At 65.8% G+C, this 12,511-nt stretch carries 14 protein-coding genes; 4 read left to right on the top strand and 10 right to left on the bottom strand.

Annotation, left to right across the window (positions count from 1 at the left end; translation table 11 throughout):
• Together ACT4OC_RS15930 and ACT4OC_RS15925 are read right to left on the bottom strand one after the other, a co-directional pair.
• The coding region (locus ACT4OC_RS15930; protein WP_444839967.1) for a hypothetical protein at positions 1–252 on the bottom strand (252 nt) is incomplete at its 3' end.
• An 85-nt stretch (positions 253–337) separates the two neighbouring features.
• Positions 338–1,870: an acyl-CoA carboxylase subunit beta gene (locus tag ACT4OC_RS15925; protein ID WP_444839966.1), complete on the bottom strand. Its 1,533-nt coding sequence runs from the start codon at positions 1,868–1,870 to the stop codon at positions 338–340.
• Between the two features lie 151 nt (positions 1,871–2,021).
• Between ACT4OC_RS15925 and ACT4OC_RS15920 the strand changes: the two genes are divergently transcribed.
• Both ACT4OC_RS15920 and ACT4OC_RS15915 read left to right on the top strand, forming a co-directional pair.
• Positions 2,022–2,447, top strand: a complete 426-nt coding sequence (locus tag ACT4OC_RS15920) for a DUF4260 domain-containing protein (RefSeq protein ID WP_444839965.1) — start codon at positions 2,022–2,024, stop codon at positions 2,445–2,447.
• A 91-nt stretch (positions 2,448–2,538) separates the two neighbouring features.
• Entirely contained in the window at positions 2,539–3,024 is a 486-nt protein-coding gene (locus ACT4OC_RS15915) for a hypothetical protein (protein ID WP_444839964.1), read from the top strand.
• A gap of 3 nt (positions 3,025–3,027) precedes the next feature.
• Here ACT4OC_RS15915 and ACT4OC_RS15910 read toward each other — a convergent pair whose 3' ends face one another.
• From ACT4OC_RS15910 to ACT4OC_RS15890, 5 genes are all read right to left on the bottom strand, one after another.
• Positions 3,028–3,858: a PilZ domain-containing protein gene (locus tag ACT4OC_RS15910; protein WP_444839963.1), complete on the bottom strand. Its 831-nt coding sequence runs from the start codon at positions 3,856–3,858 to the stop codon at positions 3,028–3,030.
• Between the two features lie 171 nt (positions 3,859–4,029).
• Entirely contained in the window at positions 4,030–4,848 is an 819-nt protein-coding gene (locus tag ACT4OC_RS15905; protein ID WP_444839962.1) for a penicillin-binding transpeptidase domain-containing protein, read from the bottom strand.
• Between the two features lie 91 nt (positions 4,849–4,939).
• The gene (locus tag ACT4OC_RS15900; RefSeq protein ID WP_444839961.1) at positions 4,940–5,203 is read right to left on the bottom strand and encodes an EscU/YscU/HrcU family type III secretion system export apparatus switch protein; all 264 of its coding nucleotides are present in this window, start codon (positions 5,201–5,203) and stop codon (positions 4,940–4,942) included.
• Positions 5,200–6,774, bottom strand: coding sequence for a flagellar hook-length control protein FliK (gene fliK, locus ACT4OC_RS15895; RefSeq protein ID WP_444839960.1), 1,575 nt, complete (start codon positions 6,772–6,774; stop codon positions 5,200–5,202). Before fliK ends, ACT4OC_RS15900 begins: the two co-directional genes overlap by 4 nt.
• 124 nt (positions 6,775–6,898) lie before the next feature.
• A complete protein-coding gene (locus tag ACT4OC_RS15890; RefSeq protein WP_444839959.1) occupies positions 6,899–7,678 on the bottom strand; it encodes an ATP12 family chaperone protein in 780 nt (259 codons plus the stop codon).
• A 395-nt stretch (positions 7,679–8,073) separates the two neighbouring features.
• On the opposite strand from ACT4OC_RS15890, the gene ACT4OC_RS15885 reads away from it, so the two are divergent.
• Positions 8,074–8,508: a hypothetical protein gene (locus ACT4OC_RS15885; protein WP_444839968.1), complete on the top strand. Its 435-nt coding sequence runs from the start codon at positions 8,074–8,076 to the stop codon at positions 8,506–8,508.
• 87 nt (positions 8,509–8,595) lie between these two features.
• On the opposite strand, the gene ACT4OC_RS15880 is transcribed toward ACT4OC_RS15885, so the two are convergent.
• The 3 genes from ACT4OC_RS15880 to ACT4OC_RS15870 all read right to left on the bottom strand — a co-directional run bounded on the left by ACT4OC_RS15880 (position 8,596) and on the right by ACT4OC_RS15870 (position 11,757).
• A complete protein-coding gene (locus tag ACT4OC_RS15880) occupies positions 8,596–8,898 on the bottom strand; it encodes a hypothetical protein (RefSeq protein ID WP_444839958.1) in 303 nt (100 codons plus the stop codon).
• A 221-nt stretch (positions 8,899–9,119) separates the two neighbouring features.
• Positions 9,120–10,334, bottom strand: a complete 1,215-nt coding sequence (locus ACT4OC_RS15875) for an amidohydrolase family protein (protein WP_444839957.1) — start codon at positions 10,332–10,334, stop codon at positions 9,120–9,122.
• A 193-nt stretch (positions 10,335–10,527) separates the two neighbouring features.
• Entirely contained in the window at positions 10,528–11,757 is a 1,230-nt protein-coding gene (locus ACT4OC_RS15870; RefSeq protein WP_444839956.1) for an RluA family pseudouridine synthase, read from the bottom strand.
• A gap of 126 nt (positions 11,758–11,883) precedes the next feature.
• Between ACT4OC_RS15870 and ACT4OC_RS15865 the strand changes: the two genes are divergently transcribed.
• Positions 11,884–12,511, top strand: a 628-nt coding sequence (locus ACT4OC_RS15865) for an alpha/beta hydrolase (RefSeq protein ID WP_444839955.1), incomplete at its 3' end; no start/stop codon positions are given.

The raw sequence follows: 12,511 nt of genomic DNA, 5'->3' as shown, positions 1-12,511 counted from the left end.
GCGGTCCTCGTCGGACCGTTGGGTGTAATAGCGCTCCTCGCCGCGCGGCCCGTTGTAGCCCGCGCCCGTGTCGCGCTCGCCGAACGCCCGCGTGCGGTCGCGGTCATATCCGCGGTCGAACGTCCGGTTTTCGCTGCCCGACCACCGTTCGCGCTCGTCGTTCAGCCCGAAGACGTCGTAGCGGTCGTCATACCGTTCGCGCTCGCGCCCCCGCCAATACCGCTCCTGATCGTCGCTCCAACGACCGGCCATGGCCTGTCTCCTTCGTTCCTGAAGTCGTCTGGCGGTCGCAACCGCCGCACGGGCGAAACCAGGAGCGAAGGGGGTGGTTCCTCCCCTAGAGCGGAATGTTGTCGTGCTTCTTCCAGGGGTTGGTGAGCTGCTTCCCCCTCAGGTTCTTCAGCGCGTTGACGATCCGCCGCCGCGTCGAGTGCGGCATGATCACGTCGTCAATGTAGCCGCGTGAGGCGGCGACGAACGGGTTGGCGAAGCGGGCCTTGTATTCGGCTTCGCGCGCCGCGATCGCCTCGGGGTCGCCGATCTCGCTGCGGAAGATGATCTCCACTGCGCCCTTCGAGCCCATCACCGCGATCTCGGCCGACGGCCAGGCATAGTTCACGTCGCCGCGGATGTGCTTGGAGCTCATCACGTCATAGGCGCCGCCGTAGGCCTTGCGGGTGATCACCGTGATCTTCGGCACGGTGGCCTCGGCGTAGGCGAACAGCAGTTTCGCGCCATGGCGGATCAGGCCGCCCTGCTCCTGCTTGGTGCCCGGCATGAAGCCCGGGACGTCCACGAAGGTCAGGATCGGGATCTCGAAGGCGTCGCAGAAGCGCACGAAGCGGGCGCCCTTGCGCGATGAGTCGATGTCGAGCACGCCGGCCAGGGTCTGCGGCTGGTTGGCCACGATGCCCACCGGCTGGCCGTCCATGCGGCCGAAGCCGACCACGATGTTCTTCGCGAAGTCCGGACGGATCTCGAAGAAGTCGCCCTCGTCCACGACCTTCAGGATCAGCTCCTTCATGTCGTAGGGCTTGTTCGGGTTGTCGGGGATCAACGTGTCCAGCGATTCATCGACGCGCTCGATGTCGTCGAAGCTCGGCCATTCCGGCACGCCGTCTGAGTTGTTCGACGGCAGGAAGTCGATCAGCCGGCGCATCTGCAGCAGCGTATCAACGTCGTTCTCGAAGGCGCCGTCGGCAATGGAGGAGCGCGTGGCGTGCACGGAGGCGCCGCCGAGCTCTTCGGCGGTGACGACCTCGTTGGTCACGGTCTTCACCACGTCGGGGCCGGTGACGAACATGTAGCTGGTGTTCTTCACCATGAAGATGAAGTCGGTCATGGCAGGCGAATAGACGTCGCCGCCGGCGCAGGGGCCCATGATGACGGAGATCTGCGGGATCACGCCGGAGGCGATGACGTTGCGGCGGAACACGTAGGAATAGCCTGCGAGGGCGGCGACGCCTTCCTGGATGCGCGCGCCGCCGGCGTCATAGAGGCCGATGATGGGCGCCCTCGCCTTCATCGCCATGTCCTGCAGTTTTGTGATCTTCAGGGCGTGCGTTTCGGATAACGACCCGCCGAACACGGTAAAATCCTTGGCGAAGACGAAAGTCTTGCGGCCGTTGACGGTGCCCCAGCCGGTGACGACGCCATCGCCCGGCACCTTCGTCTTTTCCATGCCGAATTCGGTGGAGCGGTGCTCGACGAACATGTCGAACTCCTCGAACGAGCCCTTGTCAAGCAAGAGCTCGATGCGCTCGCGCGCGGTGAGCTTGCCGCGCGCATGCTGCGCCTCGATGCGCTTTTCGCCGCCGCCGAGCTTTGCGCCCGCGCGACGCTCTTCGAGGGTATCCAGGATGTCCTTCATTTGCTTCCGCCCGTGTCAGCCACTATTTGCCCCGGGGCGGTGTTCCAGCCCCCAAGTTCGGGCGCGGTTCTAACACGCCCCTTCGCGAAGCGGAAAGCGGCTTTGGGTCCGATAAGGCGGACCGGGGCGGTAAGATAATCCAGACAAATCAATGGGTAGGCAGGACATGCGCGAGACGACCGTAACCGTTGAAACCGGCGCCGCCACGGGCGGGGTGCGCGCTTTGCTCCGGATGGAGGGCGTGGTGCTGTTCGCCGGCATGACCCTGCTCTATGCGCTCTGGGACGGCTCGTGGTGGGTCTATGCCATCCTGTTCCTGGCGCCGGACTTGAGCTTTGCCGCCTATCTCGCCGGCCCCAAAGCGGGCGCGCTCGTCTACAACGCCGCGCACTCCTATCTCGGGCCGGTCGCGCTGATGACGGCGGGACTCGCGACGACTTCACCCCTGGTGCTGTCGGTCGCGATGATCTGGCTCGCCCATATCGGCATCGACCGCGCGCTCGGCTACGGGCTGAAATACCAGGCGGGCTTTGCCTTCACCCATCTCGGCAAGATCGGCAAGGGCGCGGCGGGATAGTGCCTGCATCCATGGAACTCGTTGGAATGTGACGAACGCCGGCCGCGTCCGTGCGTTGTCACGCCATCGGCTATCGAAACGGAGGCCCGTCATGTCACAATCGCGTTTCGCGCCGGCGGCATTGCTCGTCGTCGCACTTGGTTTTGCCGGGGCCGCGCAGGCTGCGTCCCCCCTGTCGCCGCTCGCCGGAACCTGGTCGGGCGGCGGCACGCTGTCGACCAGCGACGGCATGCAGGAGCGGCTGCGCTGCCGCGCCTCCTATGACGTGGATGGCAGCGGCTCGGAGGTCACCCTCAACCTGCGCTGCGCCAGCCAGAGCTACAATTTCGACCTTGCGGGCAACGCCGCCTACAGCGGCGGCGCGATCTCCGGCCAGTGGACGGAATCGACGCGCGGTGCTTCGGGCACGATCGCCGGGCGCGCGACCGGCGACCACATCGAGGCGGCGGCGCGGGGCGACAGCTTCTCGGCCAATTTGTCGCTGACGACGCGCGGCAACCGGCAGACGGTGTCGATCCGCCCGCATGGAGCGGCCAATGTGACGGCGGTGTCGCTGTCGCTCTCGCGCGGACGCTGAGGATTACCTGAACTCGACACCGATGCGCGTCGGCTTGCGCCAGACCACGGCGCAGCGGCGCTCGGCGCTTTCCATCTCGATTCGCATCCTGAACTGATCGGGAATCGCGGCGAGGTTTTTCGCCTCGATCGAGGCCCCGGTCGCGGAAATGTTGCGCACCATGCACGTCATGCTCCGGCGCGCAAAATTGATGCGCGCGGCGTGGCGGACATTGCGTCGTGATGCCCTGCGCTTGTCAGCGGAGCCGCCGCCCTGTCCCACCGCAGCCACTTCGACCTGCGGCCGGGTGAAACCCGACTTGATCTTGACCGACTTGATGATCTCGGTGTGGATCTCGAAATGGCCGAGCGCCTTCTTGCGGCGGGCGGCGTTCGGGACGCCGGTGAGCTGCAGCGAGCCGAGCAGTTGCTCGACCTTGCCGTTGCTTCCGAATGGCAGCAGCAGCCGGTCGCAGTCGATGCGATTGTCCTGGGAATCCCAGGTGGAAAGCACCATGTAGACCATGCAGGCGGTGTTCGCGCATTCCTTGGCCGCATCGAGCGCGGGCCTGCGCAACGACATCGGCACCACCTGCTCCATTGTCTTGCCGGCCCAGGCGCTGTTGAAGGCGTCGGCGATGTTCTCGCCCTGATAGAGCGCACGGAATTTGCGTAGACGCCCTGCGCCCTCGATATTCCAAACCACGAGCTGTTTGGAATCGTGCATGGCAAGCTCCGGCCGAAACTCGGTGAAGGGTGGAAAGGGCCGGCCGGCAGCAAGCTGGTCCCAGTAATGGGCAAGCGCAAGCTGGCTTTCTGACCTGATGGTATGCACTGACGCGATGCGGAACGTCATGGCCATGTCTTGACGTTGAGATTTGGCGGAATGTGCCGGAAAACCGCTTAACGTTGCGTGACGTCAGACTGCGGCTTACGCAAACCGTGAGGCCCGCGCAGAACAAGCGCACCGGAATAGTTTCCAAGACGTAAAAGACTTCGACGGAAAACCGCAAAATCAGCGGCCGCGTCACACCGCGCCGATATCCGCCAGGCACTGCTGCGTGACTGACACGCGCGCGGCGATGTGGTCCTTCGTCTTGCAGTCCACGTTCATGGCGAACACGGTGTGCTGACTGCCCTTCTCGGCCCAGCCGACCAGCCAGCCCAGCGAGGGCTGGCCGCGCTCGGCGCCCAGCAATCCCGTCTTGTAGCGGATGACGGTCTCGCCGACTTTCGTCACGGTGAGGATGTCGCGTACCAGCTGCTGGCTGCGCTTCGACACCGGCAGCGCGAAGCGGCGCAGGCGGTCGAGGAAATCGACCTGCTGCAGCGGATCGATACGCAGATCGCCGGTCAGCCAGAACTGGTCGATGCCGCCGCCGATGTTGCGGTTGCCGTAATCGAGCAGGTCGAGATATTTCTGCATGCGCTCGGCGGCGATGCGCCGCGCGATCTCCTGATAGACCGGCACGGCGGAGGCGGCGAACGCGGTGCGCAGCGTGTGAGCCCTGTTCCAGGGCTCGATGCTGCGCGTGACGCCGTCCCACTTGAAGACGTCCTTGTCAGGGTCGGCGACGACGCCGGTCTCCAGCGCAATCAGCGAATTCGGCACCTTGAAGGTCGAGGCCGGCAGGCGGTCCTCAGCCGATCGGATCTTGTCGCTGGCGATGATGAGAAGGTCGTCGACCTTGTAGCCGACGAACGTCCCTTCGGTGCCGAGGTCGAAAAAGCGTTTGGCGAGGTCGCTGCGGAACTCGCGGCGCTGGGAGGAGACGCCGGCGAAGCTGCGGGCAGGCAGGAAAGTTGCGGCGGCAAGAAGACCGAGCGCATGGCGGCGATGGATCACGGAAGGCACCGAACGGGTTGGTAAGACGGCGGCAGGATGCGGATGGCATCGTGGTGAAACGATGACAGGATGAATCAAAAACCGCGCAGTTCTAGCGCACCCTGCCCGACAGCCGCAGCACGAAAATCAGGACTTCCGCGACCGCCTTGTACAGCTCGGCCGGGATCTCGTCGCCGAGCTCGACCTTGGAGAGCGCGCCGGCCAGCACCTCGTTCTCCTCGATCGGGATGTCGTGGGCTTTCGCCACCTCAATGATCTTGGCGCCGATCGCGCCCCTGCCCTTGGCGACGACGCGCGGCGCGCCGGTACGGTCATAATGCAGGGCGACTGCGAGCTGGTTGATGTCGGAGCTCACAGCGCGCGATCCAGGAAATGGCCGGCGGTGGAACCTTGCGGCTGCGGCGGCGTGCCGTCGCGGACGACGATATCGCCGGGCTTCAGTTCGGCACGCGCCAGCGCGCTGCTCAGCTCGGCGCTACCGTCGCGTAGTCTCTCGGCCGTGGCCGGCCGTTCCGCCCACATGCGCACCGAGGTCTTGTCACCGACCAGGGCGATCAGCGCATGCACCGGGCCGCTCGGCTCGACGTCGAGGGTGAAGCGCGCGCGCCAGACCTTCCTGGCGGCTTCGACCTCGGTGCCGTCGCCGTCGCGGGAAATCTCGAACTGCACCATCGCGGTCCCCTGTTGCGTGGCAAAGGGGACCTCGAAGCTCCAGCGCGGCCCGGCCGTATCGTTGTTCAGCGCGGGCTGCGGCAACGCATCGATGCGGTCCGGCAGCGAAGCGACCTGCAGCAAGGTGTGGCGCGCGATGGCAGCCTCGGTGTCGGCTAGCAGATGATGCGCGGCCGGCGCCAGCGGCGTCTGCGGTGAAATCGCGGCGGGCAGCACCGGCTGCGGCGACGGCAGCGCGCCGCGGAACGGCGGCGGCGGCGTGTTGGTGTGGACTTCGTCACCCGGCGCAGGGCTGAAGGCTGCTGCCTTGGCGGCCTGCCCGGGCTCCGGCAAGGTTTGCCGCAAAGCGCCGGGCGTGGCGGCAGCCGGCGCGTCCTTCAGGACGGCGAGCAGTCCGGCGCGGGCGGGAACAACGATGGCTTCGCCGACGTCTTTCGCGACGGCCACCCTCGCCTGCGGCAGCAGGATTTCCTGCGGCTCGAGTTCCTGTGCCGCGGTCGGCGCCAGCGCCGGCGCGTTGCCTGCTTTCGGCAAGGCCGGAGTTTCCGCGGATTGTCCGCCGAGCACCGTCTGTAGCGTCTGCCGCAACACCAGCAGCGCGGCCTTCAGGTCGGGCGCGCTGCCGCTCTGCGGCACGGCGCCCGCGGCGAGCGAAGCTTCCAGGAGCAGGCCGGATTTCTCGAAGGCCTGCTTGATGTCGGCGCCGTCGAGACCGGGGGCGAGCCCCGTCTGCTGCGCCAGCACCTGCTGCATCGCGTGCAGAAGCCTTGGCGGCAGCGCGGGGGAAGCGGCGACACTGGCGAGATTGGCGAACAGCGTGCCCTGGCCGCCCTGCTCCGTCGCCGCCGTCTGCGCTGCAATCGTGACGGTTGCCTTCTCCAGCGGAGTCAGCACCGCTTTTGGCGGCGCGCCTGACGCGGGCGCGGTCGGCGCCTCCAGCAGCGCATCCGGCGACAGCGTCACCGCATCGGGCCCGACGTCGGCGGCAATGGCGCCGCCGCCGACATTGGTGAGGCGGATTCCGTTCTCGGTTTGCGAGACCGCGAGCTTCAGCGCCTGGCCCTGCTGCAGCGGGATTTCGGTCTTCACGTCGATGGAGAGCGAGGCAATGGCGATCCGCACGAGATCGGCGGACAGCACCTTCAGCACGGTGGCGTCGATCGTCGTCCCCGGCCGCAGCACGAGCTCGGGCCCGACCGCAGCGGCCTGCTTTGCCGCGGTTACCGGAAGAACTGGGGTGACTGATGTCGCCATCCGAGCAGGCTAGCCGAGCGGCGTAAACCTCTCGTTAACCGGCGGCCGCGACCAGCAAAAGTGGACGCCGGTTTTGCGCGGGACAAACGTTTGTTTGCCCGGCGGGCGCGGCCCAAAAAAGGCTTCAGGTGGCTTGCATCGCGTTAAGAATCCGCGTGGCGGCCTCGAAATCGACCGCCCGAGCGGCGCGGCGGGCGGCGACTTCCTCGTCGAGGCCCCACTGCTCGACATTGAAGTCCTCGTCGACATGGGCGGCGGCCCAGATATCGGCGGGCTTGCGTACGCCATGGGCCAGCGCCAGCGCCAGCAGCGCCGAACCGGTCAGGGTCGTCACCACATGCAGCGCCGCGATCGACCAGGGGTCTTTCGGAAACGCCGCGCGCGCCGCCGCGATGGCCGTATCCGGCTGGCGCACGTGATTGATGCCCTCGGCCAGCATGAAATGCGCGCCCAGTCGTTCTGCCGCCCAGAACACGATGGGGTCCCAATGCGCGGCCTCCTTCGCCACCAGCGCCTCGGGATGGCCGGCGCGATAGAACAGGAGGTCCGAGCCGAGATATTTGGCGACGTCGTCGGCGACCAGACCGGCCCGCTCGACCACGCTTTGCACGACGCTGTTGGCAAAGCGCGTCAGCGGCATGGTCAGGGGATCGATGGTCTCGCCCTGCGCGGCCCATTCGGCCGCGATGGCCTGCGCAATCCCGCGCTTCGGCACCACGACGGTCCTGCCGGACGGGGTCTTGATCGGCTTGCCGTCGAGCGTAACGGTGAAGCCGCCATCGGCCTCGCCGACGCCGGCGTCCTTGTAGAAGCGCTTGCGCTGCGGCGCGCGCGAGGCGCGGCGCACCGCCTCGCCGGGATCGAGCGGCGACTGGCCGGCGACTTCTTCGAACAGTTCACGCATGCGGTTTCGAGTCTCGGCGGATCGGTGATATCGTTGCCGTAACAATACGATATCGGCCGATGCAAATAAAGCCGATGAAAGTCGCGCGCCCTTGTTTGGTCAATCGCATATGCCGACGGCTGGGTCACGATCGACCCGACCTAGCTTGCGAACCACCGAGGCGCTGGCGCCGTCCGATGTGCCGGCCGCCGGCAGCGGCCACCGAAGTCGGTGCGGTACCGTACAAAATCCGCGCGAACCGCGGGCCGCATCGCCGCAAACCGACTCCTCCGCCAAGGCGCGTTGAGCCAAGGTGCGTGTGGGAGCAACACGTCCTGTGCGCAGCTACGAGTGCAGAGGAGAACAAGATGAACAACAACGTCGCGAAAGTTTCCTTCGGAACGCTCCTGGCCTTGATGCTGATCGCCGCGGCCAAGGCAGACGAATCGTTCAGGCTCAGCAACGGTCAGAACATTTCATGCAGCCGCAGCCTCAAGCCGGGGAAGCTGAAGATCGCGACCTGCAACTCGTACGCCTATCTCTTCAACACCAGGACATCGGAATACTTCCGTTGCGATGTCTCACTTGCCGTAACCCGCGACGCCAAGGAAGTGATCACGGTGCAGACGGACGGCTACTGCGAGCGCAAGCCGCGGATCTTCGATTCCGATTCAAGCTATGACTTCGATGTCAGCGAGACCGAGCCTCCGAGCACCAATGCGTTCTTTGGCCGGGGCGGCTTTTCGGTCTGGGCGGCAGACACGACACGGCAAAAGGTCCGCGGCTGCATCACGATCGCCACGGGCCTGGGTTCCGACATCGAAAGATGCGTCGACATGACGTTCAAATAAGGGAGCAGCGATGCCGACCCTTGAAACTCCTGCGAATGCCTCGCGCTTCCATCGGACCCCAATTGCTGCTTTCCCACGCGCTAGGCCTCACCGCGTCGCGCAGTTCCGCGAATAGGTGGTGCGGTCGGCGGGCCCGAGGCCGGAAGCGGCAGCGGCGTCGAGGCATTCGTTGATGCGCTCGCCGAAGGATTTTTGCCGCGGCGGCGCGTAGGAACGCTTGGGCAGTTCGTCCATCTTGGGGATGGCGGGCACCTCGATCTTCGGCGGAGGCGGCGGTGCGGGAGGCGGCGGGTTGTAGAGAGAGCCGCCGGGCGGAATGACCTGCGCGACGGCGCTTCCCGCCGAGAGGGCGAGGATGACGGCACAGCAATATGTCAATGACCACTTCATGCCAGTTATGTCGTGACGGGACCGCGAGAGTGCAACTAACTTATATTTGAGCAAACGAGCGGAACTCGCAAACGCAACCGTGACGTTAGCGGCTTCGTCATGGCCGGACTCGTCCCGGCCATCCACGTCCTTTCTTGCGACTGGCGGCAAGGACGTGGATGGCCGGGACGAGCCCGGGCATGACGACGTTGAGGCACTGCGGCCACATCATCAAGAGCGGCTCACGGCTTCTGATAGATCACCTGCCCCGCGCGGATCGTCGTGGCCACCCTGGCGAGATTGCGCAGGTCGGCGATGGGATCGCCGTCGAGCACCACGAGATCGGCATCGAAGCCCTGCTCCACCCGGCCCTTCTTCGCGGCCTTGAAATAGGCCGCGGGATTGGTGGTGAGCGAGGCCAGTATCTGGCGCTCGCTGAGTGCGCGGCGCATCAGCTCGTATTCCAGCGTGGTGTCGTAAACTTGAGTGAAGCCGACGTCGGTACCGAACAGGACGGTGCCGCCGTTCTCGGCAAATCCCTTGAGCTGGGCGACGATGTTGTCGACGATGCGGGCACCGATCGCAGGCGGCACCGGCAATTTGGCGAACAGCGACAGGGTCGGCGTCAGCGCGACGTTCTGCTGCTTGAAGTGCGCGAGCTGCTCGGCCGTGTAACCGGCCTGCCTCGTGACCGTATGCGCCATCACGTCCACTCCGGCCGCGATCACGACGTCGATGCCGGCGGTGTTTTGCGGATGCGCGAACACCGGCCTGCCCTTGCCATGCGCGACGTCGACCGCGGCCTTGGCGATGGCCGCGTCCATGTTCACGACCGGCTTGTCTTCGCCCTTGTAGGAGCCGGTGAACAGCTTGACGCCGTCGAGCTCCATCTGCCCATAGGTCCGCGCCAGCTGCGCTGCCCGCTCCGGTGTAGCGGCTTGAGGGAGTTGCAACTCGGCCGGCAGGTAGGCCGGGTGTCCGTCCTTGGGAAAAATGCTGCCGGCAAAGAAGATAGTGGGGCCGAGCACTTCGCCGGCCTGCACGCGCTGGCGCAACGGCAACAGCTCGGCCGGGTTGGAGCCGAGGTCCCACACGGTGGTGAAGCCCCACCGCGTCAGCATCGCCTGCATATGCGCGGTGAGCGGCGCGGCCGGACCCTTGGCTGCGCTGTGCCACACCGCTTCCGTGAAATGGACATGGCTGTTCCAGAAGCCGGCGACGATGGTCTTGCCGGTGCAATCGATCACGCGCGCATCGGCTGGAATCGGAACGTCGCCGGCGCGGCCGATGGCGGTGATGGTCCCTGCCGATGTTACGATGACGGCATCGGCAATCGGCGTTGCCTCGGGCGAGGCGTAGACGCTGCCGCCCTTCAGCACCAGCGCCTGGGCTTGCGCCGCAGCAGGCGACAGAGCAAGAAAAGGGAGAAGCGCGGCGCAGAGCCAATTGCGGATCATGAGCGAAGCCTTTCGAAACCGTCATTCCGAAGCACGCGAAGCGTGAGCTATGGAGCGCAACTGCGTTCCCGAGAATCTCGAGATTCCGGGTTCGATGCTCCGCATCGCCCCGGAATGACGGTTGAGAAACTACACGAACAACACGACGCTGCTTTGATCGATATTGCTGCGTACGAGGCTTGACCGATGCCCGTCACTCCTCCGGCGCGTTCTCGATTGGGTCGAACCGCTTGGCGTCGAAGCCGAGCAGATTCCAGGACTGCTGCATGTGCGGCGGCAGCGGCGCTGACGCGTCGATGACCCCGCCGCGGGGATGCGGGATCACGATGCGCCGCGCCAACAGGTGCAGGCGGTTCTGCAGGCCGCCCGGCAGATCCCATTGCTGCTTGTTGAAATATTTGGGATCGCCGACGATGGCGTGATCGATATGGGCCATGTGCGCGCGCAACTGATGCGTCCGCCCGGTGACCGGCTTCAGCGATACCCAGGCGAGCTTCTGCGCCGCGGTCTCGACCACGGCATAATACGTCACCGCGTGGCTCGCGCCCTCGTCGCCATGCTCGGCTATCCGCATGATGCTGTCGTCCTCGCTCTCTTCCTTGGCGAGATAGGTTGAGATGCGGCCTTGCTTCGGCTTGGGAACGCCGGCCACCAGCGCCCAATAGATTTTTCGCGCCGAGCGGTGGCGGAAGGCGCCGGTCAGATGCGTGGCAGCAAAGCGTGTCTTGGCCACCAGCAGGCAGCCGGAAGTCTCCTTGTCGATCCGGTGCACCAGACGCGGCTTCTGCCCCTTGGCGTCGCGCATCACCTCCAGCATCTGGTCGATGTGGCGCGTGGTGCCGGAGCCGCCCTGCACGGCAAGGCCCGCCGGCTTGTTCAGCACGAGGACGTCGTCATCCTCGAACAACGTCATCTCCTTCAGCGCGGCCAGCGTCTTCTGCGCCGCGTCCGACAGCACGCCCACCGTCTTGGGCGCATCGAGCCGCAGCGGCGGGATGCGCACGCTCTGCCCCTCTTCCAGCCGGTCCTTGCTGTCGGCGCGCTTGCCGTTCACGCGCAGCTCGCCTTTGCGGACGATGCGCTGGATGTGGGAAAAGGACAGGCCGGGAAAGCGCGCTTCCAGGAAGCGGTCGATGCGCATATCGTTCTCGTCCGCGGTCACCACCACGGTCTGCACCTTGGTGGGCAGCTGCGGCTCGGGTGCGACCTCCCGCTCGCTGCGGACGGTTGCCGGCTTCTCCCGCCGCGGCTCGGCAAAGCGCGGCGGCTTGCCGCCACCGGACCGCTGACCGGGCGCACGATCGCTCCTTGCCGCAGCGCGAGGCGGCCGCGCGCCACTCCGATCGCCCTTGGGCCGGTCGCCCTTCGGACGGTCGTTCTCATGACGCGATCTTTCACGCGGTCCGCGGTCGCGGCGGCTCATGCAATTGCTCCAGATTGACCTGCTGCGTAGCGCAAAAGGGGCGAATCGTCACGGCAAAATCGGTACCAATCACGGACCAGATCGGCCATGTTGGGCCGAAGTAGACAAGAAACGGAGGATGCCGGAATGGCCGGGTTGAAGTCGTTGCTGGCCGCGGTCATCGCCGCCCTCCTCGCCACCGGCGCCTCGGCGCAGCAGCCCCCGATGTCGGAGGACCTCGGCTGGAAGCTGCTCGAACTCGGCCGCGTCATCGATCCCCCGAAGACGGCTGCGATCTATGCGCCGATGCAGGAGAAGGAGCCGTATGCGAGCGTCAAAATCGAGCGCGACGTCAAGTACGGGCCGGCCGATCGGCACCTGCTCGACGTCTTCATGCCGGAGGCCAGTTCAGCGCCGCGTTCGGTGCTGATCTACGTCCATGGCGGCGCGTTCATCGGCGGCAACAAGCGAATCCCGAACAGCCCCTTCTATGACAACATCATGCTGTGGGCGGTGAGGAGCGGGTTTGTCGGCGTCAACGCGACCTACCGCCTTGCGCCTGCCTCGCCCTGGCCGGCCGGCGTTGAAGACATCGCTTCCGTCGTGAAGTGGGTGAGCGAGAAGATTGCCGAACGCGGCGGCGATCCTGCGCGCATCTACCTGATGGGGCAATCCGCGGGCGCCGTGCATGTGGCGAGCTACGTGTCGCATCCGGAACTGCACAAGGTGAACGGTGGTGGAGTCGCCGGCGCCATCATGGTGTCCGGCATCTATG

The organism is Bradyrhizobium sp. (assembly GCF_052389815.1).
GTDB lineage: Bacteria > Pseudomonadota > Alphaproteobacteria > Rhizobiales > Xanthobacteraceae > Bradyrhizobium.
The sequence above is the reverse complement of the archived record's forward strand: the minus strand, read 5'-3'. Positions and strand labels throughout refer to the sequence as shown.